Origin of the sequence: Paenibacillus sepulcri, from assembly GCF_042647105.1 — a bacterium.
Lineage (GTDB): Bacteria > Bacillota > Bacilli > Paenibacillales > Paenibacillaceae > Paenibacillus_Z > Paenibacillus_Z sepulcri.
In genome coordinates this window covers 7,285,381-7,309,584 of the sequence record NZ_JBHRUP010000001.1, presented here as the reverse complement: position 1 = coordinate 7,309,584, position 24,204 = coordinate 7,285,381, and the positions used below count along the sequence as shown (strand labels likewise).

Sequence of the window (24,204 nt, the reverse complement as noted above, 5' to 3'; positions counted from 1 at the left end):
CTAATCCCTCCATCCGATGAAAGCGGTCAATCCAGCCATAGTTCCATTCCAAGCTTCGAGCTCTCATAAATTTTCCGCACCAGCAGCAAGCTGGTATAGCCATCTTTTCCCGTGACCAGAGGCTCCCGGTTCTTCTCCAGCGCATCCAGAATATCATCAATCTGCAGCCGGTGGCAGGTATGCTGGATACTTAACGGATCGGATACGCCACCGCTTGTACCTGTCTGCTGGAGAGTCGGCTCCTCCAGTCCTTCCACCGACCAGTATGTAATATCGGTGCCGAGGATTTTTATGGTTCCTTTATCGCCGTACAGATTGAGTCCTGCCGGAAAGCCCGGCTTGATACTGGTTGACGCCATAATCGTCCCGAAAGCGCCATTATCGAAATTGACGATTGCCACTCCCAGATCTTCCGCTTCCATCTGATGGGTTTGCGTGGCGATTTTTCCATAGACGGAAACCGGCCTGCCAATCAGCCACAAGAGAAGATCGATGGAGTGGATACCCTGGTTCATGAGTGAACCGCCGTCTTCACGGATGGTTCCGCGCCAGGCGGCGCTGTCATAATAATCCTGGGTGCGGTAATAGGGAACCGAAACCTCGGCGAACAGCAGCGACCCCAAGGCATCCTGCTCCACCAGCTGCTTGAGCAGCTGATGCTGCGGCTCGAACCGGCGCTGCGAGATGACCGATAACAGCAATCCCCCCGCTTCGGCGATTGCCGTCAGTTCTGCGGCTTCGGCATCATTCATCGCCATCGGCTTCTCGATTACCAGATGTTTGCCCGCCAGCAGCACATCCCTGCCAACAGCATAATGGCTCCCGCTGGATGTCGTCACCGACACAATATCGATATCTTCTCTTGCGAGCAGTTCCTTGTAATCCTCCGTCCAGGCGCAGCCTTCACGCTCTCCGACCGCTGCGGCCCTGCCGCTGCTGCGGCTGGATACCGCGATGAGCTTCGCATGTTCAATTTCGTGGATGGCCTTGATATGAAAATCCGCTATCCCCCCGCAGCCGATGATGCCGAACCGCCACCGCTTCATCAATCGCTCACCTCGCGAAGCAGCGCCCGCAGCGCATCCAGGGTCATGCGCGTGCCGGTCATTTGTGAACCTCCTGCCGGAATGAAATGCGTCTCGATCGTAAAAAGCCCCTCGTAGCCATCCTCGGCAAGAGCCTTCAACTGCGCGATAACGGGCACATCGCCGGAGCCGAGCGGCACGCATCTCGGGACTCCATTGATGCCTATATAGGCATCCTTCAAATGAACATGACCTACGGCATTCCTGATCCGCTCGTATCCAAGCGGGTAGGCTTCCCTGCCGCCGTAAGCCTCATTGCCGGGATCCCACAAACCGCGCAGGGCGGGAGAGCCGATCCTGCCGACAATTTCGGCTACCTCGCCAGCGAAGCCGGCATTGCAGGACGGCTCGTTCTCCAGCAGCAGGACCACACCGGCCTGCCGGGCAATTCCGGCAGCTCTCCCCAGATGCGCTGCGATTTCGTCCAGATACAGCTCAGGCTGCGCTTCACGCCAGAACGAGAAAACGCGGATCCGCCTGGTGCCCAGCAAGAGAGCGATTTCAATCATCCGGTCGAGCTTGCGGAAATGCGCGTCTACGCTTTCCTCCTGCTGTCCGAAGGTATCCCCCGTAGCAGCCGCACGGCTGGGGTCCAGCTTGCATTTGAACAGGGGCGATGCCAGCGCGGACACATACAGCCCGCGCGATTCTACCATCTCGCGTACATCATGCACCTCGTGATCTTCCAGATCCGCAATATTCCGTCCATTAATCACTCGCAGCTCGACATGCGCCAGCCCCTGCTCGGCAATCCAATTCAGCGCCTCCGTCAAATCCGTCGAGACCTCATCGGTCAGAACACCCAGTCGATTATTTAGCATCTTCTAACGCCTCCTTTGCCGCCCATTACAAGAACTGTACCTAGAACTATATCAACCTTGACTGAAAAATAATTGACTGATTTATTAACTTATTTGACAATTTAACGTTGGTTCCTTCATGTAAGCAGAAATGGTTTTATATATGCCATAAGGTCAGGCAGAACCGGCTGCGCCGTTCTTTGGCGGCTCAGCCGACTTCTCTCCACCTTGCAAATACAAGCGCCTTATAAGCCGAATTATAAGCAGCCACACTCTTTTTACGACTATTAGCGCTTGCGCAGCTCGGACGGTGCTACGCCTCTGTACTGCTTGAATTGCCGGCTGAAATAATAGACGCTGCCATAATCCAGGGCATCGGCAACCTCGCTAACATTCATGCCATAGTAGCGAAGCAGATGCTCGGCGCGCTCAATCTTCATATCGATCACATAAGCCTCCAGCGTTCGGCCCATAATCGCGCGGAACTTGCGGGAGAAATACCGCTCGGACAAACGCGCCCGCTCCGCCAGAGAGGATACCGTATGCTTCATCCCGGGAAATTGACGGATGTGGCTGGCAACCTCATGAATGATCGACAGCAGCTCCTGATTCTCACTCAGCCCGGCTTCCTCCTCGCATGTCTCCTCGCCAGCGTATTGCAGCAGCAGCAGATAGAGCAGATGTGCAGCCTCTGTCTCACTGCGCGCCTGGTTCTCCACCAGCGTGCGGGCGTAGCGGGTCATGTACGTTTCAAAGGTAAGACGATCCTTAATCTGATGGTAGAAAGGATAATGGCATGAAGCTTCCAATGGCATTTGAAAATGAATATAGGATATCGTGAGCGGAGATCGCTCATCATGGCGGCCGACCGTCTCGTCACCCGGCCGAAACAAAAAGCAGCTGCCCGCAGAAACGGGACGATGCACCCCATTCAAGATCACTTCGCCTTCACCGCTCCAAACATACCACAGATCATAATCGTCAAATGGACGGCCAACCGTATTCCACCTCCAGCTCGGTTCGCAGAACACTTTGCCGAATGATGGTGTAAGCCTCAAATCCTCAACTGTAAAAGACATTGCTGAAGCACCTTCCTTCCCAGATAGGCCAAATCGTATAAAAAGTTTGTCTTTACGTGAATGTATTTCCACACCCGGATTCGATAATCTGAAAATTAAGAATCACTAAATGAAAAAAAAACAGGAGGAATCGATATCATGCTGCATCCATTTATGGGTATCAAGGATTGGGATAAAATCGGGCTGTCTGTCGCCGACTCGGCCGAACGGCTGCGCCGCATCGCCTGCTTCGACAGGAAAATTACGCGGATAGCCGCTGGACGGATGATCGCTTGTCCGGAATACGAAATCAAGGGGCTTCTAGCCCGTATAGCATGGCTTGACGCCACGCATCATGATCAGCTGCGCAGCCGCTGCAAGCAGCTCCGCATGAGTACGTCCGCCTTCGACAAAAGCCCCGGACCATCGCTGGATAAGCTGATGGATGCCGTTCTTGATTCCGGCACCACGCTTGAGCTGCTCAGCGCCCTGTTCACCGTGATCAAGCCGGCGCAGATACGAGCGATCCGCGACTATATGGAGCTTGCCCAGCCTATCGTCGATCAGCCGACCCTTCACATCCTGCGCCACCAGCTGATCGATCGCGAGGATGAAATCGCCTGGGGGCAGGAAGCGATCGCTTATCTCTCTTCTGCTGCCGGCCGGGAGGAGCTCGATAAGGTGCAGCGATGGAACGCTTATCTGGAGCAGCTTCTAGGCGCAGCAGGCGGAGCCGACGGAACCGGTCCGCAGTCAGCACTGCCCGAAGCAGGAGAATTTCAGAACGAACCTTTTGCACTGCCAGACCATAGCCCGCGCGACAGCCGCTACACATCCTCGGTAACCAAATTCAGAGATATTCATTTTGAAGACAGCGATGAAGGACGTTTCAAGATGATGATGTATTCCCGTTACTTTGAAATGTCGCCTGCGGAAGGCGTAGCCTTTGTACTCTTCGAGACAACCGGCAGGCCATGGGCCTTCTACCTGGATACGGCGCGTCATCTCTGGGATGAGGTGCGCCACTCCTGGTTCGGCGAGGCCGCGCTGCGGAAGCTTGGCTATGACGTATATGAAGCTCCTAACTGGACCGGGTTCTATGAGGTATCCAAAAATCTGTTCGGCGCAGAGGAAGCTTATGTGCATCTGACGGTAGCCATTGAACAGGCAGCCATGAAATACCCGCCCGGCAAGCGCGAGGAATGGGAATTTGCCCGGGATACTGCCAAGGACCCGCTTATGACCACCTTTCAGGATTTCGACTGGGCCGATGAAGTCGTCCATGCAGGCTTTGGCAAGAAATGGGTGATCGATACCGTCTATGACGGCAATATGGAAGCAGCCCGCAGGGACGCCGATCTGACATGGGAGAAAAGGAACCGCTTTATGGAGCAGGTGTCCGACAGGGAAGACAAGCCGCAAAGTCCCTTCGCCGGAAATTATTGATTGCCGCGTTGCCGCACCACAGCCCTAAAGTATTAGGACAGGCCTGGCCGCTTCAGAACGCAGAATGCCGGCCAGGCGTTGTTTTTGCGCAAATATATAGAACATGAAACTGGACTGCAGGCTGCTGAAAATACTTGATGAGCTGCCAAAGGACGCAATAGACGATTCTTCTTTGCCCTCAATGGACGGCGAAGTCGTTTCTTCCTGTGCCCTATACTGGTCTAAAGAAGCTTGCTGTACATCGCATACGTACGCCACAGCCGGTAGCCCATATTCTCATAGAAGGCGGCAATCGGCGTCGCATCAATGACAATGTTGTCAATTCCGCGGCTGCGAAGCATGGCGATGCCCGCCTGTACGATCGCCGCCCCATAGCCGAGGCCGCGGTAAGCGTTGTCAATGCCCAAGGGTCCCACGCCTCCCAGCTCCTCTTTAAACAAGGGCGACCAGTATATATTTTGTGTCAAAAGAGGCGAAGCCGCGTCATTGATGCGGCAAAAACCGATTAGACGGTCCCCGCGCTCCATAATGACAAATTCCCGTCCGCTGCCGCCTTCCTCCCAATACTGGCGGGTGGAATACTCCCATCTTCCCGGAAAATGCTCTCTCATGAAGCTCTCCAAGCGGCCCCGCTCGTCTTCACGGAGAACGCGGATTACAGCGTCCTTGAGAACAGGCATATGAATGGGTTCATCCGAGCGATATTGGCGCAGCAAATCCTGCAGACTGCCTGTAGAGCGGTAGCCTTTGCTCTCGAACCATTGCGCCGCAGCGTCTCCCTGATCCGGAAGGCCGGGGAATATGCGTCTGTGAAGATCATTCCCGAGATCGGCTTTGGCCACGCCCGCTTCACGCAGCGCCCGCTCCGCTCTCTGCAGCAGCTGGCTGCCGATCCCCTGCCCCCGGAAGTCCGTATGAACCAGCAGCGCGCTGATCCACCCTTCATCAGCCGGGAATGAGATACCCTCCATGGGATCCATCCATTTCTTCGCGGCTGCAAATCCGGCAAGTCGGTTCGTGGATTCATCGATCGCCGCCCAGGAACCGGCAGCGAGCATATTGCCATCCTCCTGCCAGCATTGCCGGAGCAGCCGCAGACGCATCGGAAAGTCGCTGCCGAGCTCTTCGTTCCACAAGTCAGCCGCAGCCTCAAGCTTCAATTCTGCCAAAGGTATAAATCGAACCATATTAATCCATTTCCCTCCTGAAGGTCAAGCTCCCCTGTATTCGCCTGGCGTCGAGCCGGTATGCTTCTTGAACAGCTTGGTGAAATAGCTCTTATTATCGTAGCCCAGCTTCTCTGCAATCTTCTCTACGCTGATGCCGGTTTTATCCAGCAGCTCCTTGGCCCGCTCCATCTTGGCGAAGGTGACATAATTGATAAAATTGTGGCCGGTTTCTTTTTTGAACAGCCTGCTGAAATAACTGGAATTGATATGAAGAATATCCGCGACTTCCTCAAGCGTGATTTTCTTGTTGATATGCTTGGTCACATACTGCTGCGCCTCAAGAATCTCCGAGCGTCTGGACTGGCTGTAAATCAGCTGGACCAGCGGTATCCGCTCGCGGAAAAACTTCTGCACCCAGGCGGCGAGCTCATCCAGCGTACTGATATCCGCAATGGTCTGGTGCAGCACTTCAAGGGAGAAGGTCGTCTGGTAATGCTGCAGGGCCAGAAGCCTGGATTGAATATCGTAGAGTATCTTAAGCGTCCATTCCTTCACGATTTCAGGGGGATAACGTCTGCTGCGGATCAGCGCCATCCACCGGATAATGATGCCGCCGAGCCTGTCTTCCTCTTCCTCCAGAAACGCATCCCGGATTTCCCCGAGCGCATCGGGGTAATGCTCGTACAAATCTCCGCCTGCAAATTCAGTAAACGCCGATCTCGGGTATATGCCGCCCTCTGCCAGATAAAAACGATAGGCCGACCCGCCGAGCAGCCAGGAAATTTCCGCGCTCAGCTCAAGAGGATCACCTGCCGCATTCCCATAGATAAAGGTCGCCACCATTCCGAACTGCCTTTTCAACTGCAAGTGCAGCTCCTGGATCAACGGTCTGAACGCCTCGTAGGCATTTTCCTTTAGCGTCCGGCGATAGGGAATCAGAATAATATATTCCCTCACATTATTCGGAAGGAGCAGGACGCCAGGCTGGGCCTGCATGACTTCCGTCACAGCCGTCATCAACGCCAGCATCATCGGAGAATCCTGAATCAGACGTTCGCGGACCTGGGCATCCGGATTCAGATAGCACATAATCGGCAAGTAGCTCTTCCCTTCAAGCGCGATGCCAAGCAGCTCCGCTTCCCTGATCCAGGCCGGGACTGCTGTTTCGGTCCCATGAAGCATCTTGTGCAGCAGCGTTTGTTTCTGGGCCATCTCATTCTCTTCGGCAATGCTCTTGAAGCTGTCTATTTGGGCGGAAATCCGGCTCCTGTCGGCAAGCTCGCTGCGGATCCTCGTCAACAGCTCAATCATTTGCTGCTGATTCATCGTTTCCTTCAGCACGTAATCGTCAACCTGCAGGCGGACCGCCTTCTGCGCATAGCTGAAATCATCCATGCACGATAGAATGACAACCCGGATATCCGGTTTAAGCTGCTTGAGCTCGGCTATCAACTGAATGCCATCCATCTGCGGCATGCCAATATCGGTCACCACAATATCCGGCGGCTGAGCCCGGGCTTTCTCAAGCGCGGCGGCGCCGTTCTTGCAGGCGGAGTGGAGCTTGAGCTCAAGCTCCTGCCATGGAATCATGCCGGAGAGAAACTCCAATACCGGGAAGTCATCGTCAACCAACATAACGGAGTACATCAGCGGATCACCTCTCAAGGTTGTTTATTCCGTCGTCAGAATCGGAATCATCACTTGCAGTACAGTCCCTATGCCAGGCTTGGAGTCAATCGTCAGCCTGAATTGATTGCCGTAAATCAGATACAAACGCTCATATACATTGGAGATGCCAATACTCGACAGCTTCACTGACGGCGCAGCCGGTTTAATATCCCGGATACGGCTCATTTCATGCCGCAGCAGTTCCAGCTTCTCATAAGCGATTCCTTCCCCGTCATCCTCAATTATAATGGTAAGCAGCTTGTCCGACTTGTGGGCGCTGATGCGGATCAGTCCCGCATTCTGATTCAGCCCGTGAATATATGCATTCTCGATTATAGGCTGGAGCAGGAATCGCGGAATCGGGACAGCCAGACAATCGGATGCCGCATTAATCTCCAAATCGGCCTTCTCGGACTGTCTGAAATTCAGCAGTTCCACATACTTCTTTACAATATGCAGTTCCTCATGAAGCGGCGTAAATTCATTGTCCCGCTGAATCGTCATCCGCAGGAGACCGGATAATGAGGACAGGAGCTCGGCATTCTCCTTGTCGCCTTTCATGAGAATACGGAGCCGGATTGAATTCAGGATGTTAAACAGAAAATGAGGGTTGATCTGGGCCTGAAGCATGGCGAGCTCCGCTTTGCGCTTTTGCGTCTGTTCCATCGTGACCTCCGCCATCATCCATTCAATGCTTTCGAGCATCTGGTCGAACATTTTGCCCAGATGGCCGATTTCATCACGGCCCCGGATGTTGGAGCGGATGGTCAGATCGCCGGCTTCTACCCGCGCCGCAACCTGCCCAAGCTTGATCACCGGCTTGGTGAACTGTCTCACCATATAAATAAACAGAACGAGGAACAGCAGCACCGCCGCGATTTGAATGGCAAAGCTTAGTCTGTACACGGTATGAATCTGGCTGACCGCTTCCTTGTAGGGCTTGAGACTTGCCAGCTCGTACCCGCCGTAAGACAGGCTATGTCTGCTGAGAAGAAAGGATTCATTCTCATATTCAACCAGGCGGGAATCGGGATTCTGAACTTTGCTGCTGAATCGAAACGGCTTGCCGACTTTACTGCTGTCCTTGCTGGCGATAATCATCCCCTGTTTATCAAGCAGAACGGTTTCCTGGCGTCCTACATCGTGGCGAAAAATCTGACTCAGCTGATCTTCCCCGATACTGACGATAAGATAAGCGTAAGTCTCATTGGAGGACATACGCAAATTACGAGCGACGGCGATTGAGAAGGGAATGCCGGAACGGCTGGAATCGGGGGTTCTTTTGATCAGACCCACCCAGTCCACCTCGAATGCCGGCAGATCCCTCAGCCGTTCCATCCATGGTTCATTCTCGATGTCGGATGGCTTGAATGCGTCATCCAGCTTAAGCGTGCTGGTAAAGTATTGTCCTTCTGTCGTCATCAGCGTGATATATACATTATCCATAGCGTAAGCAATATTTTCGAGCTTGTCATCGATAAAATATTTGGCCGCCAGCGTATCCTTCGCATAGTCCTGCTGTTTGGAACGGCTGCGCTGCCAAATTTCTTTCAGGGATACATTGATATCATTCTCAAACATAATCGAATTGGAGATCCGGATCATGCTGTTGAACAAGCCCGATATATACACATCCGCAAGCTCAAGCGATTTTCTCTCATTGTCAACAACCTGGGCCCGGACAATATTTTTGGTCAAATAATCGCTGGCCCACAAGGTGAGCAGGGAAGGCAAAAGCAAACAAAGCACAGAAGTAACGACGAGCTTGTAGCGCAGACTTCTTCTCCAGCTTTTATTTTGAAAAAACCCGGCCATGATTACCCCCCTGAGCGCTCTCAAATGTAAGGAAACTGTGCGAGCATGGAGAACAACTAAATGGAGTGATTTCATAGGATTTCCTATAATTAGAAAAAACACCCTTTCCCGAAAAGCTGCGGATAAAATAAAGTTCGGGAAAGGATGTCGTGCTTATTCTATTTTAACATATTTTGAGCGATTATTTGTTAGCGTCGACTACTTTTTGCAAAGCCGCATTGGCGCTCTTGACCGTGGTTTCGAGATCCTGCTGTTTCAGTATGAATTTCTCCGCTTCCTTCACAAACGCATCATCCAGTTCGGTTTGATACGCCGGCGGGATATTAAGCGGTGAGGTCGGGCTGTTCTTGATGACATACGACAAGGAATCAGCATCGATTTTATCGGGGCTTTGGACTTTTCCCTTGACGCCCGCAATAAATTGATCAACATCCTGGTTCTTCCATGCCGAATAAACATTGTTCAGCTGCTCGCCTTTGGTCGTGTACCAGCGGATGAAATCATAAGCGGCCTGCTTCTGCTCCGATTTGTTCAACACCGCCATAAAGTTGCCGTTCGCGGGGCTCAGACCTGTCTGCCCGTCCGCCGAGCTGGATGGCATTGGCGCAAACGCCGAGACGAAGGTTGCAGGGAACTCATCCGAGCCTCCTGCTTCGGTTATCATCCAGTTGCCGGTAACAATCATGGCTGCTTTCTGGGCGAAATAAACGGAGCGGTAAGCCAGCTTTTGAGAAATCGTGTCGGTATACGGAATTGCGCTCTTATCCACATTCTCCGCCTGATCGCGGATTTCCAGCGATTTGCGGATTTCCGGGCTGTCAATTTTGAGCACGCCGTTATTGATCAGGTTGTTATCTTTCGGCTGGTTGATCAAGCCGAGCTCAAAGTACAACGGCCAGGAGTGAAAGTACGTACCGAATATTTTATTGGCACCTTCCCCGCTGGAAAGCTTTTTGGAATAGTCGAGATAGTCGTCCCACGTCCATTTGGTCGGGATAGGCAGACCGGCTTTGTCCAGCATATCCTTGTTCAGCAGTACAAAATAATTCTCGTACGTGTCTGGAAGGGCATACACTTTGCCGTTGATGGAAGGATCAACGATATATTCGTCGGTTACGCTGATTCCTTCGGCAGTAAGCATATCATTGAGCGGGGCCAGCAATTCAAGACTCGCGCGTTTCGAATATTCGCTTGAATTGGGGAACAGGGCGATATCGATATCTTCCCCGGAAGCCACCAGCAGATCGAGCTTCTGCATGCCCGCCACGGAATCGTTATTGTCAACAAGCGGAACATATTCCACTGTCACATCCGGTTTCTCCTGTTTATACGCTTCGATAGCCGGCGCCATCTGCTCCTCCGGAAACCACGCAGCCATTTTAATCGTAACCGGTTCAGAGGAAGCATTGCCCCCTGTATTCGCGTTCGTGGAGTTCGCGGGCTTGTTCGCATCGGCAGATGTTGAATTCGCATTATTGCCGGAATTACCGCCGCATCCCGCCAACAATCCGACAGCAAGCGCAATCGTAACCGACATACCCCATGTTTTCTTAAACATATGATTCCTCCTCATGTCTTTTGCGTAGCTCTTTTACGTTTAGCATCTGGATTATCCGCTTTAGCTAATCCTACCATTCAGCTTTTTATTAAGAAGCGAAAAAAATTGACTGGTTTAAAATTATTTTTACATTTTTCGGCAGTTTTCATTATTTTTCCACTCCTATCCTTTCACACCGCCAAAACTGATTCCTTCGATTACATGCTTCTGGCCGATAATGAAGACGATCAACAGCGGAATAATCGCAGATACCGAAGCTGCCATAATCAAGGAATAGAACTGTCCGTTGCGGTCGGCAAAGGCGCTCATCCCCAGCTGAATCGTGAAGAGCTGCTTGTCGCTCAGGAAAATAAAAGGCGTTTGAAAATCATTCCATGTCCAGATAAAGCGGAGGATGCCGTAAGTCGCCAGGGCCGGTCTTACAAGCGGCAGCATAATACGCGTGAAGATTGTAAAATGGCCTGCGCCGTCCATTTGCGCCGATTCAATAAATTCATTGGAAATCCCCTGGAAGAACTGGCGCAGCAGGAAAGTTCCAAGGACGCTGAAGCCGCCCAGCAGAATAAGTCCGGTATGCGTATTGTAAAGACCCACAGAGCGGAACATGACGAACAGAGGTACCAGCGTGGCTTCGGCAGGAACCATATAGGTCGCCAGGATGAAGAAAAACAGAATATTCCGCCCGCGAAAATGAATTTTTGTAAACCCGTAGGCGGCCAGGCTGGAAACAATAACGGACAGCAAGGTGGTGAGCAGCGTTACTTTTATAGAGTTCCAGTAAAACAAGGCAAAGTTCGCTTTGCCCGCCCAGACGGCGCGGTAATTATCAATGATCTGCCAGTGCTTCGGAATCCATTCCACGGGATAGTTGAAGATGTCCGTCTCCGGCTTGAAGGATGAGGACAGCATCCAGAAGAACGGCAGCAGAAACAGGAGTCCAATGATGGACATCATGACCGTCATAATGATTTTCCCGGTATTTCCTTTGCGTGAACCCGCGATTCTTTCCATTAATCATGCACCCACTTCCGCTGCGCAATCCATTGCAAAAACGTAATCAGCAATACGACGAAGAAGAGCACGACGGCCATGGAGGAGGAATAGCCGGTCTTCAAATTAACGAAGCCCTCCTGAAACATCCGGGTGACAATAACAGAGGTGGAATCTGCCGGTCCTCCGTCGGTCAGTACCTTAATGAGCGCAAATACTTTAAAGCTGCCGATGATTCCCGTAATCAGAAGAAAAAAGCTGGTTGGCGTAAGCAGCGGGAACGTAATGCTTTTAAACTTGTTCCAGGCCCTTGCCCCGTCAATATCCGCTGCTTCGTACAAATCATGCGGAATATTATTGATTCCGGCGATATAAATAATCAGCGATACGCCCATATCAATCCAGATCATCAGCATCATCACCGAAGGCAGCGCATAATGAGTATCTGCCAGCCATTTGGGCGGGTTGTCCATACCGAGCGACATCAACAGCCCGTTCACTGGCCCGTAGGACGGGTGAAACAGCACCTGCCATACGACTGCCACCGCAACGACACTGGAAATTTGCGGCATAAAAAAAATGATTTTGAAGAAGCTCTGCGCGTATACATGCTTCGTCAAAATAACAGCAAACAGCAGCGCTATGGCCATTCCGATCGGGACCGCCAGGATCAGAAACAGATTATGCAGCAGCGTTTGGATGAACGCCTCATCCTGAAACAGCTTGATGAAATTATCCATTCCGATGAAGCGGATTTTACTGTAACCGGTTACGAATGACCAATCCGTGAGACTTAACGTAAACAGCATAATAACCGGAATTAATGTGAATACAATGACGCCCAGAAGCATGGGACCTGTGAATAAATAACCGGCAAGCGTCTCGCGCCTTCTCCTGGCGCTGCTTGACCTTATCCTGACGCCGGGGACTGCCGCGCTCTTTTCCTGTAGCCCCATTTTATCGCCCTCCAACCCTATTCGAACTCATATCTTATTATAGGATTCATCAGAATGCGCACATAAGGCAGGATTATGACTCTTTTGTAATTTTTTTGACTGATGCAAGCGATTTCAGAGAGACACAGGGAAAAACCCGGAATCTAAGGATCCCGGGCAATTCTGAAATTGTGATAGAAATCGCTGTCGGTTATCAGGTCTTCATCCGCTTCTTTGATCGCGGTATTGACCGGGTGTCAGCCCCTCCGCCTTGCGAAAGACGCGGATGAAATACGAAGGCTGATAACCGACAGCCTCCGCAATCTCGTTCACCCGCAAATCCGTTGTGCGCAGAAGCTCCTTGCCCTTGGCAATACGCACGGCCGCGAGATATTCAATAAAATTGATTCCATGAATTTGCTTGAACGCCCGGCTCAGGGAGAAGGTGCTAAGCCCGCAGGATTCCGCGCAGCTCTCCAGGGATATGTCTCCTGCGAAGCTTCTCTCCAGCTCCTCCTTGACTCTGTCGACGATCTGCTTCAATTCCCTGTCCTGCTGCAGGAAGATCCATTTCATATAAGCGCCCAATACTTTATTCTGCAGCAGCTGGAGCATCGCTTCCGGCTCGCGGATCGACAGCAGCTGCTCGTAGAGGTTGCCTCCTTCCTGCTGGCCTGGAGGCTGGAAACCCGCCTCCATCATCGTGTGCAGCAGGCTGCCAAGCAGCTGCAGCGCGCCCTCCTGCACCGCCTTCTCCGTGACGCATCTGTGGGTCAGCTCCCGGAAGAAGGCTTCCATCCTGCCTGCAGACTCCTCTGCATGCCCCAACCGTACAGACTGGATCAGCTCCTTCTCCAGCGAGAACGGATAGCTTCCGGCTTCACCGCCCGCAGGAAGCATATCTGCAAGCTCCATCACCTGCCAATCCTCCTTGAGATCGCGGTGACGGATTGCTCCGCGCAGATAGGACAGCAGCACTGGAACCTCCTGGACCCTGTCGGGACCGCCATAGCAGATCACCGCCTGCAGCTTGAGCAGCGAGCGGAGCATCTGAGCCAACTCCCTTGCCAAAGTGAGCAGCTGCTCCTTCGTCTGCTGCGGCGTTTCCCACGCCGGGCACGGGATCAGAATCGCCACGGTCGTGTCTTGAAAATTAATCACTTCCGCCTGCTGAATTTTTCCCTGAACAAATTCCTGGGCGACATTGGCCGCGGCAAACGTCATCAATTGTTCTTCATTCTCACGGAACCTCCGCTCTGGTGAAGACAAGCGCCCGATCTGGAGCAGCAATACGGCAATCCGGTCCCCTGCGTTTAGCGGCCAACCGAAGCCTGCCATTCTCTCCATCAGCTCCTCCTCGCTCAGCATATGGTAATGGCCATTCACAAGCTGCATCAGAAAGCCCGCCCGCAGCGACGGATAAGCACGCTTGAGCTCTGCCTGAATAGCCTGCTTCTCATCGGACATATCACGCCACCGGCTCTCGATATAGCCCATCTCATCTCCGTCGTAGCCTGTACTCCTGTCCTGTTTCCTGGAACCCGGATGATTCGCAGAATCGCCATACCCGATGTCCTGCTCCATGGAAGCGGCATCCCGCCGAGGTTCTCTCACCAGCGCCACCAACCGGTGGATAGGCCGGTACAAGCGGCGGGATCCCAGCCATGACAGCAGTACAGCCAGCAGCAGGCCCGTCAGACTGACGGCAAACAGCGACCGGGATAATAAAATTATCGGACCTGTCATCGCCGACAGCGGCGAAGCGGTTACATAGGTCCACGAGGTTCCGGATCTGGCGAGTTTGCTGTAAGAAACGGAATAGCTTTCATGATCCCACTTGAACAGATAGGAGCCGCTCTTCGCTGCTTTGCTGTTCGCGCCCCTCTCCTTATTTTCCCCCTGCCGTTTTCTGACATCTGTCATTAATGCGGCCCTGAACGGTTCCGAGCCCTCGGCAGCACTTGTTTCCTGAACGATCAATTCCCCGGCATCGTCAATCAGGAGCGAGGGTCCTTCCTTCTCAAGCGCCGTCTCCTGCACCATCGCCGTCAGCTTGGCGCGATCCATGATAAATAATAATGCTCCGTATGATTTGCCGTACACCGGAAGCCTGTTGACCAGCACCACTTTCTCCTGCGGACCGGCTGCAGTCTGACTAAAGTGCGTAAGCCAATAGATGCCTCTCGTATTGTCCAGCAGCCGATTCAGCTGATCCTGTTCTTCCTTGCCGGCAATCTGTCTGATTCCGCCGCTATCGGAGAGGACAACGGGCAGATCCTGCTTGAGATACAGCTGCACCTCCCCGATAAACGGATAAGTCGCTTTAATCAGACCGAGGAAGCTGAATAACGCATAGGACGTATTGTACTCCCGCTTCAGATCCGTTTCCTTCAGGCTGGCATCCATTCTGGGATCCAATGCCCATTGGGAAGCAGCCAGCTCCAGCTGCGAGAGGGTCTCGTCCATCCTCGCCGTTGTTCGCCCGAGCAGCACCTGATGGGCGCTTGCCACCGCCCGTTCGATATTGGTTACACCAAGCACATAGGAGGCTATTCCAATCACAGCAGTCGGCAAACTCGTGATGCATAAGACGAGGATCAGGCTTTTCTGATAGAAACGTCCACGGCCTGTCCGCTGTTTCCACCACCGGTTTCCCATATTCCAGCCACGTTTGATCATCTGAACATGCGCTCCTTTAGAGGGATCAAGAAGTCCAAATAGGATCACGGGGAACTTTTTGAACCTGCATGATTAGCCAGTTTTTTTGATGCTTGCCTTCTGGCTTGACTACCAGTTTAACATGTTCAATTGTGAAACCGACGGTTACGCTTACCCCTCTTGGCGCTTCGCATAAGAGGCATTAATCTCTTCGGTAATCTTCAGCATGTCGGGATCGGACTTCAGTTTGTTCACATAGTCGTCCCAGTCGCTCATCGGCACCTTGCCGAGAATCACTTTGGTCTTCGTATCCTGAATTTTCTTGCGAAGCTCCGTACCTGCCGTCACATTCGTTTCGGAATACAGGCCGGTGGACGGATCGGGAACGCTGACCTTCTCGCGCTCGTCGATGATTTTCTTGTTGCGCTCCAGCATATCGTTTGGCATGCCGCTGCGGTAAGCTCTCAGATATTTGTCATATTTGATGAAAACCTGTCCGAGCGCCTGCTGGGCGACGATGTCCTTCTTCGCCTGCTCCGTCACCGTCTTGACGCCGTTTTCTTCCGTATAATGGGTTCCTTTGATGCCGAAGCTCGCCAAATCGCTGCCTTCATCGGAAGCTCCGTAGTCCATCAGCTCCAGCAGCCTCTTCATTTTTTCCTCGGGCACCGTCTTCGGGATGGCAAACATGCCGAAAAACCCGCTGTCCTTGTTCACATAACCGTTTAGCGACACCAAGGGAAGGAAATCCGCATTCGGGTCGCTTTTGCGAAGCTCCTCCGTCGGCTCCCAAGCCGCCTCTACCGTATCCTGGAATCCGCCAGCACGGCCGGCCTTCAGCATGTCCTTGGCCTGACTGTTCTTCAGCACCGCCAGATCCTCGGGGATGAGCTTCTCATTATAAGCCCGGTTCAGCCACTGGAGCGCTTCCTTCATCTCCGGCAGCAGATTCACATTGACCAGCTTGCCGTCCACTTCCTTCCAATCTCCGGTGGTATGGGTGAAAGCATTCACAAGGGTGCTGAAGTAGGCCATCCCGTTCTGATCCACAAAGCCTGCGTAGCCTATTGTATCCTTCTTGCCGTTCCCGTCGGGATCCTGCTCCACAAAAGCCTTCAGCACCGTGTACAGCTCATCTGTTGTAGTCGGAGCCGCCAGGCCCAGCTTGTCCAGCCAGTCCTTGCGGATATAGGGGAAGCCTCCGCCTTCCACAGGACGGACCCTTGGAATGCCGTAATTGTTGCCATCCGCCTGCTTCGTATTGGTCCAGGAATCCTCAGGGAATTTCATCAGATTGGGATAATCCTTCAGGAAGGGAGTCAAGTCCCAGAATGCGCCCTGCTGGACCATGGTTCTCACCTGTGCCGTGAACGGGTCATCCAGCAGCATCAGATCGGGGATATCGCCCGAAGCGAGCGTGACATTAACCTTGTCTCCATAGCTGTTGGGAGAGACCCAGGTAATATTAAGCTCCGTATTGGTCTTCCTGGCGAACTCCTGCACAACGACATTGTCCGGTCCAGGCGGCTCCGCTGTGTAATACATGGTCATAATATTGACCTTCAATGGAGCCTCGCTGCCTGTTCCTTCATCGTTCGAATTCCCCGCGCTGCAGGCGGAGATAATCATGGTCATTACCAGAACGACGGCAAGGGTCAACCGTTTTTTTGATAAACGTTTCATAGTTTCATAGCCTCCCAATAGTTTATATGGTCCAGTTGCTTACTCTTTAACAGCCCCGATCATCGAGCCCTTCGCAAAATGCTTCTGCAGGAAAGGATAGACCAGCAGAATGGGAACCGTCGCAATGACGACCGCCGCCATCTTCAGCGTCTCCGGCGGAATCTGCTGCTCCGAGACCATCTCCGCCGCCGCAGCGCCGCCCGCAGCCGTGGAAGAGTCAATGAGCATGTTCTGCAGGAGCACCTGCATGGGCTGCTTGTCAAAATCATTAATGTACAGCAGCGCGCTGAAGAAGGTGTTCCAGTAGGCGACGGCATAGAAGAGGCCGAAGGCAGCCATAGACGGCAGGGATAATGGCAAAATGATCCGCCACCAGACGCTGACATCGTTGCATCCGTCAATCCTTGCAGCTTCCTCGAGACTCGGCGGGATGCTGTCGAAGAAGCCCTTCATCAAGAGAACATACCAGCCGCTTGTCAGCACAGGCAGAATGAGCGACCAGGTGCTGTTAATCAGATGCAGATCGCGGACAAGCAGGTACGGCGGGATAATTCCCGGATTGAACAGGGTGGTAAGCAGGATCAGCAGCATCATGATGCGCCGGCCCTGCAGCCTTCGGCGGGAGAGGGAATAGGAAAGCCCCGATGTCACGAGCAGACTTAAGGCCGTGCCGACAACGGCGAGAAATCCGCTGTTGCCCATGGCCCGCAGGAACGCGTCCGTGGACATCAAATATTGATAGGACACCAGGCTCCAGTGCGCCGGCCACAGCGTTGCCCGGTTCTTGATGAATTCCGACGGATCGGTGAAAGATACCACGAATACATAATAAAGCGGAAACAAGGTGACCAGGCCGACAACGGCAAGCAGAGCCGCATTGGCAAAGGTGAACATACGGTCACCGTAGTCTCTTTTCATAATCGACTCCTCCTTTCATTCTTGCGTAATTACAAGCCCAGGCATCTACGCGGACAATCTTTCGAACGCTTATTCAATAAACGCCTTCCTCGCCGAATTTTTTGGCCAGGCGATTGGCGCCAATGACCAGCAGCAGGCCGATGACCGATTTGAATACACCCACTGCCGTACTGAAGCTGAATTGTCCCTGCTTGACCCCCAGGCGGTAAACGTAGGTGTCGAACACGTCCGCAACCTCGGACACCGCTCCGTTCATCATCAGAAATACCTGCTCGAAGCCGACATCCATCATATGGCCGATGCGGAGAATCAGCAGTATGATGATAACCGGCCGTATGCCGGGCAGCGTGACATGCCAGATTTGCCGAAGCCTCCCCGCTCCGTCAATCTTCGCCGCCTCGTATAGCTGCGGGTCAATCCCCGCCATAGCGGCAAGGAAAATAATCGTCCCCCAACCTGCGTCTTTCCATATGGATTGTGCCGTCAGCAGCCCCCAGAAGTAGTTCGGGGTCGTGAGGAATTCTATTTTGTTCAGACCCGCCGCCACAAGCAGCTGATTCACAACGCCTTCGCCTGTGGAAAGCAGCAGGAACGTGATGCCGACAATAATGACCCAGGATAAAAAATGCGGCAGATAGACGATGGTTTGAATGACCCGTTTGTAGGCGATGCTGCGAACCTCGGCAAGCATGACCGAAATAAGTATGGGAAGCGGAAAAAACAGCAGCAGCGACAACAGGTTAATCGCCATCGTATTGCGGAACAGCATCATGAAACCGGGATTGGAGAAGAACCGTACATAATGATCGAAGCCCACCCACGGGCTGCGCCACATCCCCTGATACGGCGAGTAATTCTGAAATGAAATGATGATTCCCCACATAGGCACATATTTGAACAAAATAAAGAAGACAATTCCCGGCAGCGCCAGCAGGTAAAGAAATTTGTCCCGCTTGATTCCGTTCCATATGCTCTGCTTGCGCATTTGTTTCACGGCAGAGATGTATGCGGTTTCATCACTTTGCTTCCGGTTTGCCTTATAATACGAAGACATTCTTCCTGCCACCTCCTTGACTGTATGAACCCAAGCCGCCGCCCAGGGTTCGGGTAAGGCCACTTTACGATATGCGGTCATTTCCGGCAATCGCAACTTTTTGCAAAGCGGGCCTGCAGGTGCCTGAATGCCCTCGGCTGCGGGGTTTCCAGCCTGACCCCTCCCGCAGCCCGGGAGGCTTCGCCATGGATTTCCACCAGTTGACTTTTCTTGCATAATGACTGTCCGGACGTGAAACTGCTCGTTGAAAATACAAATTGTTGAATGGGGATGCTGATTCCACGCGGTTATTAGAATGACAAAAACGGCAGCCCTGGACGAAAGAATGTCCTGGACTACCGCCGTTATATGGAGCCATTTAACCGGGAACGAGAATTTCCCATCCCGGCCGTATGCTCCCAGATCTAATCATTCAACTCTTATTCAGGGCCTGTTTGAATTCAAGATATAAGCCGCCAGGCTTGCAAAATTCACCGAACGGTCTGAATTGGAGCGGTATCGTCAGAATATGCCTGTTACAGCTTCAGATAATTAACGTTGCTGATATAAACCGTATCATCCGCATCCGCAGCTGCAGCCCCGGCTGGTTCGTCATGATCCTTTTCGGCTCGCCGAACATCGATCACGCCTTCATTCTTGATCAGCTTCGTTTGGACAATGCCATACTGTTCGCCCTCGACGCTGATGACGCCATAATTTACGATAGATCCGAGCGAATCGAACAGCAGCTGCGGATCGATCTCCGGCGCAACATCAAGCACCCCGTGTACAATGAAAGAGAGTGGTTCCGGCGTATAATTCAGCTCGCTCGTTGTTAAGCGGTATTCGCCTTCAACGACGCGCAGCTTGCCAGCGTAGCTCAGCACCTCCACGGCGGGATCGGTCGTTACGGCCAGCACGCCGTCTTTCAGTTCCAAGGGGCACAGGATCGTTCTGTCAGTGTGCAGACGGTCGACTGACGCGGCAAGCCGCTCCGGCGTTACGTCGCGCTCGAACCGGAGCATACTGGTCGCATGAATGCGTCTATGCGGCAGTCTCTGCAGCACGCCCGCATCCAGCGTCAGGTCGCGGTCGATATAGTACGTATCTGCAGGAATAGTGACGATCTTCGCCTTATGCGGATTGACCAGCCTGCCGGACAGCGCGGCCAGCAGCTCCTCGCGGATAACAAGCTCGCCCGTGAACTCCGCATTGTGCAGCTTTTCATCCAGCAGGGCAGTGTCGACAGCATCCAGCAGAACAGCTTTTCCGCTGAAGGAGACCCTGGAGCCGGAAGGCAGCTTGCGCAGGAACAGGTCGTCGATATGGACCGGATCGTTAATCAGAAGCGCGTTATCCATGTATGAAGCGAGACGGCCGTTGTGCTGTATGATCTTCCGTTGAACGACGCTGAGCACGCCCTCGGGGCAAAAAATCGTGCCATTCACGATGATGCCGGCAATGCCGCGCTCCAATGATTCGGCATCGGCTTCCGGCCGGATAACGATCGTCCCGTTGACCAGAAGATATTGCGGACAGTCTCCCTCCGCGGCGGCTCCGACCTCGTACCGGTCGTTCACCATATGCAGCTTGACGCCTTCCGGAATCTCGACCCGTACGTTGATGTTATTCTGAGCGACGTTAGCCAGCAAGCCGACAGTCGCTGTGCTGTACAACAGTAAATTCACATTCCTGATCATGCTTACGTCGTCCATCGTTTGTTCGGCTGCCGTTGTGATGTCCAGCACGTTAACATTTTGGATTACTTTATTCATGGCGGGAATCCTCCTGTTCTTGATTCAGCTTATTTCGCAATAAGCGTAAGGCGGTATGAATACGATAGCGGACGGTGGCGTGGGGGACGCCGGACCGATCGGCGATCTGCTTGCCGGTCATGCCCAGAATGTAACGCTGTCGGATGATTTCGCGAAGCTGGGAAGGAAGGCACTGCAGCAGCTCTTCCGTTTCCAGACCAGCCAGGAAATCGAAGTCGGTCCAGGGGTCGTACCCTTCGGGCAGCGCGGTCTCGAATTTCGTTCTCCGGCGCCGGTCGTAAAGCAGGTTCCTCATCACCTTATAGAGCCAAGCCCTGCGCTCGTATGCCGCCAGCCGTTCGAGGGTTACGGAATGGGCCAGCGCCCGGACGAACGTCTCCTGCAGCAGATCCTCCGCTTCCTTGTCGTTGCCGGCGATGGATCTGGCAAAGCGGTTCAATTCGGCATAATGCACGGTATACAGTTGTTCGATGATCGCGGCAGCCCCCTTTCAATTTCCGTCCATTTCAGCTCCATCCGTCCTTCGCATGTATAACGTTCGGGCGGGGAAAAGTGTTGGGCAATGCGCGAACTTTCTTTTCCGGAAGCACAATCCTTGAAATTTGAGACTGGCAGGGAGCAACAGTATCCAGTAGATTGTATATGGGTAATGACATATTTGAAAAGCACGCCAAAAAGCCAACCATCGAAACGGTTGACCCCTGGATCGTCTATTGAATGCTGAATCGCAGCTCTGGATTGTCTTCTCTGAGCTCATTGACTCGTGCTTCTATAACTGCTTTGTCAAAACCGCTCGCAAACAGATCCCGTTCGGGCTTAAAGGTAATGCTCGTGCCCGTTTCATTCGTCTCACCGACCATCATTAAGCCGGTTTGCGGTATCCCGTGCCGATACTCTTGCCGATAAATTCCGCCCTCTCTGCGAATTTCCACGTTCAACACGCGAGATAGCGCATTAATGAACGCCATCCCGATTTCTTTCTCCGCACCTGGAGCGAAAAACGATGTGCCTTCTTTGGAAGCGTTGATCTGTTCGATTTCGGTCAAGACAGTCTGCACCACAGGCTTGCCGGTTTGCGGCAGCAATCGAATCGGAATCCCCCGTCCGTTATCCGTTACCGTTATGCTTCCGTCGTCATGCAGATAGATACCCAGTTCGCTGCAATATCCGGCCCGATGCTCATCGATCGAATTGTCGAGAATAGGCCAAAGCAGATGATGTATATCATATCCTGACTGTGTTGGAGCGCCCAAATAGGCATGCGCTTCATTACGGGCTTCGGTCATATCGATAAAATCACTGGTATCGATCAAATCCGAAACCGCTGACAGCAGAAGAAGAATCGGAAAACGGCGGTGAGCCGGAATGGTATAGCGTCCTCCGCGTTCTTCCTGAGTCAATAAATCCGCGCCAGACAATGCCTTCAAATGATGATACAGCTGTCCGGTTGTCCCCATATTCAGCCGCTCTACAAGCTCCGTTCCAGTACGTGGCTCATCCCAAACCTCAAGAAGCAAATCCAGACGCTGTTTATGTCCGAGTGCGGAAATTACTTTCGCCGCCTTGCCTCTGTCAAGTCCGAGCAAATCGTCAGATTTTCGTTCCTGCGGCCCGCATCTTACGGTTTGCTGCCCGCTTCGATAATAACCGGAGAAGTAAATCGCGCCATGTTCCATGTTACCATCCTGCAGAAACGCTTCCGTTGAGAGCGGTTCGTTCCCTCCTTCAGCCGCCGTTTTCCGCTCTGTTCCTCCCATTTGCCGAACAAGCCGCTCGAGCTCTGACAACTGCGCTTTCAAGGCATCCAGTTCAACTCCGTAATCCCGATCCATTGTCTCCTCACTCCTTTTATTCAATAATGCTGCGATCATTTAAGTTATTCATTCGCGTTTAACGTAATTACGTAATTACGTTATTACGTTATTACATATATAATAACAAATATATCCTTCGTTGTAAATGCCAATAGGCATAAAAAACAAAAGGAGCTGCCGCAGCAGCCCCTTCGTCAAATGACTTTCGTTAAGTCAGGTATCGCTCGCTCTCATTCTGATGGAGGTTAATTCGAGCAGATACAAACGTTTATATTTTGTTTACAACTTCATTAAGTTTTGGTCACAAGCTTCCTTCACATTAAATGATGCAGAACTCTGAATCCACAAATAGGAAGACAGGTGTCCACAATGAAAAAAACAGCCCTAGCATTATTTCTAAGTATCCTTTTTAAATTTTTAGCCGCCTGCAGCAATAACAGTTCAGGCAGCGCAGCATCCCCCGCCACGCAGGAGACGGGAAGCTTGGAAGATCCGTCCAGCCCGCCAAACCAGACGGGAACAGGAACAGATCCGCAGTCTCCTCCGGCAGAGGGGAAAGCCACAATCGTCTTCTCGACGTTCTGGGAGGACGCCAATCTTCAGGGAGCCGTAAAGAAATATGAGGCGCTGCATCCCAATGTTGATATCGATCTGAAGTATGTGAAGACGGATAATGAGCATTTTACAGCCGATCTTGAAAAATTCGTGGAGACCTCGAACACGTCTATGCTGGCAGGCAAAGGTCCCGATCTGATCATGATGGATGATTTGCCGATTGATAAGTATGTGGATCATAAGCTGCTTGCCGATCTGAACCTTATGATGCAGCAGGATTCGGGCTTTCCGGAGGAAGACTATTTCACCAATATTCTCGATAAGCTGAAGCTGGATGGAGGTCTGTACGGAATGCCGCTTTCTTTCCAGCTGCATGCGCTGGTCAGCGATTCAGAAGCAATCAGCCAAAGCGGAATTAAGGTGGACGATAAGAACTGGACATGGAGCCAATTTGCCGAGTCCGCGAAGCAAATCAAGGAAAAGGGCAGTGACAAGAACAAAATCGGGTTTGGCGGCACTCCGAATTATATGCTGCTTCAGATGGTGAACGATAATTATTCCCGGTTTGTGGACCGGACGAAGCGACAGGCAAATTTCGACTCGGAGTCCTTTACCGGTCTGATGCAGCAGGTCAAAACACTCTTCGACGACGGAGTCATAGGCCCGGGCGTTTTGGGCGCGAATGGGTCCTTCTCTTATTTTAACCAGTCCCAATTCAATTCTCCCAGCGACTACCTCGTTTCCCTGAAGGAATTCGGAGAGGGCGCCAGGCTGTACGTCACACCACATACGCAAGACGCAGGAAATGGAGGTTATTTCACTCCCTACAGAAGTATAGGAATGAACGCCAGCTCCTCGGTGAAGCCGGAAGCCTGGGAATTCATCAAATTCCTGATCTCGGAAGAAGGACAGACCCGTACCAATCTGCAGTCTGCTGGATTCTCCTTCAACAAAAACGTCTTCAAGAAACAAATCCAGCAGCTGAAGGACGCAGGGACGGTGCAGCCCGATAAGGAAGGACCTCTTCAAGGAAAGCCGTTTGCGGTTGATGCCGCTGCGCTCGATCAATTGGACGCCATCGTAAACGGAGAGTTTCATTCCGCCGCGCCCAAATCCTCACAAATTGAAGATACGATTATTCAGGAATCCGAAGCATTCTTCACCGGCCAAAAAACGGCGCAGGATGTTGCCAAGCTGATTCAGAACAAAGTTACTCTCTTCCTTAATGAGTAGAATGAGAATGC

General features: G+C 52.4%; 18 protein-coding genes. 2 read left to right on the top strand and 16 right to left on the bottom strand.

Annotation, left to right across the window (positions count from 1 at the left end; translation table 11 throughout):
- Positions 1–26: 26 nt before the first annotated feature.
- The 3 genes from ACFOLF_RS31780 to ACFOLF_RS31770 all read right to left on the bottom strand — a co-directional run bounded on the left by ACFOLF_RS31780 (position 27) and on the right by ACFOLF_RS31770 (position 2,964).
- Positions 27–1,046 (bottom strand): Gfo/Idh/MocA family protein, encoded by a 1,020-nt coding sequence (locus ACFOLF_RS31780; protein WP_210039439.1) that lies wholly within the window; start codon positions 1,044–1,046, stop codon positions 27–29.
- A complete protein-coding gene (locus tag ACFOLF_RS31775; RefSeq protein WP_210039440.1) occupies positions 1,046–1,906 on the bottom strand; it encodes a sugar phosphate isomerase/epimerase family protein in 861 nt (286 codons plus the stop codon). The genes ACFOLF_RS31780 and ACFOLF_RS31775 overlap by 1 nt, the downstream gene beginning before the upstream one ends.
- A 266-nt stretch (positions 1,907–2,172) precedes the next feature.
- Complete coding sequence (locus ACFOLF_RS31770) at positions 2,173–2,964, bottom strand: AraC family transcriptional regulator (RefSeq protein ID WP_210039441.1); 792 nt, start codon at positions 2,962–2,964, stop codon at positions 2,173–2,175.
- A gap of 138 nt (positions 2,965–3,102) precedes the next feature.
- Here ACFOLF_RS31770 and ACFOLF_RS31765 point away from each other — a divergent pair, with 138 nt between their 5' ends.
- Positions 3,103–4,389, top strand: coding sequence for a hypothetical protein (locus tag ACFOLF_RS31765; protein ID WP_210039442.1), 1,287 nt, complete (start codon positions 3,103–3,105; stop codon positions 4,387–4,389).
- A 221-nt stretch (positions 4,390–4,610) separates the two neighbouring features.
- On the opposite strand, the gene ACFOLF_RS31760 is transcribed toward ACFOLF_RS31765, so the two are convergent.
- The 13 genes from ACFOLF_RS31760 to ACFOLF_RS31700 form a co-directional block, all read right to left on the bottom strand.
- On the bottom strand, positions 4,611–5,576 hold the full coding sequence (locus ACFOLF_RS31760) for a GNAT family N-acetyltransferase (protein ID WP_210039443.1): 966 nt from the start codon (positions 5,574–5,576) through the stop codon (positions 4,611–4,613).
- 24 nt (positions 5,577–5,600) lie between these two features.
- Positions 5,601–7,205 carry a helix-turn-helix domain-containing protein gene (locus tag ACFOLF_RS31755; protein ID WP_210039444.1) on the bottom strand — a complete coding sequence of 535 codons (1,605 nt, stop codon included), beginning with the start codon at positions 7,203–7,205 and terminating at the stop codon, positions 5,601–5,603.
- A gap of 24 nt (positions 7,206–7,229) precedes the next feature.
- Entirely contained in the window at positions 7,230–9,041 is a 1,812-nt protein-coding gene (locus ACFOLF_RS31750) for a sensor histidine kinase (RefSeq protein ID WP_210039445.1), read from the bottom strand.
- Between the two features lie 181 nt (positions 9,042–9,222).
- Complete coding sequence (locus tag ACFOLF_RS31745; RefSeq protein ID WP_210039446.1) at positions 9,223–10,599, bottom strand: ABC transporter substrate-binding protein; 1,377 nt, start codon at positions 10,597–10,599, stop codon at positions 9,223–9,225.
- A 162-nt stretch (positions 10,600–10,761) separates the two neighbouring features.
- Positions 10,762–11,610 carry a carbohydrate ABC transporter permease gene (locus tag ACFOLF_RS31740; RefSeq protein ID WP_210039447.1) on the bottom strand — a complete coding sequence of 283 codons (849 nt, stop codon included), beginning with the start codon at positions 11,608–11,610 and terminating at the stop codon, positions 10,762–10,764.
- On the bottom strand, positions 11,610–12,545 hold the full coding sequence (locus tag ACFOLF_RS31735) for a carbohydrate ABC transporter permease (RefSeq protein ID WP_210039448.1): 936 nt from the start codon (positions 12,543–12,545) through the stop codon (positions 11,610–11,612). The genes ACFOLF_RS31740 and ACFOLF_RS31735 overlap by 1 nt, the downstream gene beginning before the upstream one ends.
- A gap of 201 nt (positions 12,546–12,746) precedes the next feature.
- On the bottom strand, positions 12,747–15,203 hold the full coding sequence (locus tag ACFOLF_RS31730; protein WP_210039449.1) for a helix-turn-helix domain-containing protein: 2,457 nt from the start codon (positions 15,201–15,203) through the stop codon (positions 12,747–12,749).
- Between the two features lie 150 nt (positions 15,204–15,353).
- Positions 15,354–16,865: an extracellular solute-binding protein gene (locus ACFOLF_RS31725; RefSeq protein WP_210039450.1), complete on the bottom strand. Its 1,512-nt coding sequence runs from the start codon at positions 16,863–16,865 to the stop codon at positions 15,354–15,356.
- Between the two features lie 39 nt (positions 16,866–16,904).
- Positions 16,905–17,783, bottom strand: a complete 879-nt coding sequence (locus ACFOLF_RS31720; RefSeq protein ID WP_210039451.1) for a carbohydrate ABC transporter permease — start codon at positions 17,781–17,783, stop codon at positions 16,905–16,907.
- Positions 17,784–17,856: 73 nt separating this feature from the next.
- Complete coding sequence (locus ACFOLF_RS31715; RefSeq protein WP_379113144.1) at positions 17,857–18,768, bottom strand: ABC transporter permease; 912 nt, start codon at positions 18,766–18,768, stop codon at positions 17,857–17,859.
- 584 nt (positions 18,769–19,352) lie between these two features.
- Positions 19,353–20,591, bottom strand: a complete 1,239-nt coding sequence (locus ACFOLF_RS31710; protein ID WP_210039453.1) for a hypothetical protein — start codon at positions 20,589–20,591, stop codon at positions 19,353–19,355.
- Positions 20,584–21,054, bottom strand: a complete 471-nt coding sequence (locus ACFOLF_RS31705; RefSeq protein WP_379113142.1) for an RNA polymerase sigma factor — start codon at positions 21,052–21,054, stop codon at positions 20,584–20,586. The genes ACFOLF_RS31710 and ACFOLF_RS31705 overlap by 8 nt, the downstream gene beginning before the upstream one ends.
- A gap of 247 nt (positions 21,055–21,301) precedes the next feature.
- Positions 21,302–22,423, bottom strand: coding sequence for an ATP-binding protein (locus ACFOLF_RS31700; RefSeq protein ID WP_210039455.1), 1,122 nt, complete (start codon positions 22,421–22,423; stop codon positions 21,302–21,304).
- A 465-nt stretch (positions 22,424–22,888) separates the two neighbouring features.
- Here ACFOLF_RS31700 and ACFOLF_RS31695 point away from each other — a divergent pair, with 465 nt between their 5' ends.
- On the top strand, positions 22,889–24,193 hold the full coding sequence (locus tag ACFOLF_RS31695; protein WP_210039456.1) for an ABC transporter substrate-binding protein: 1,305 nt from the start codon (positions 22,889–22,891) through the stop codon (positions 24,191–24,193).
- Positions 24,194–24,204 lie beyond the last annotated feature (11 nt).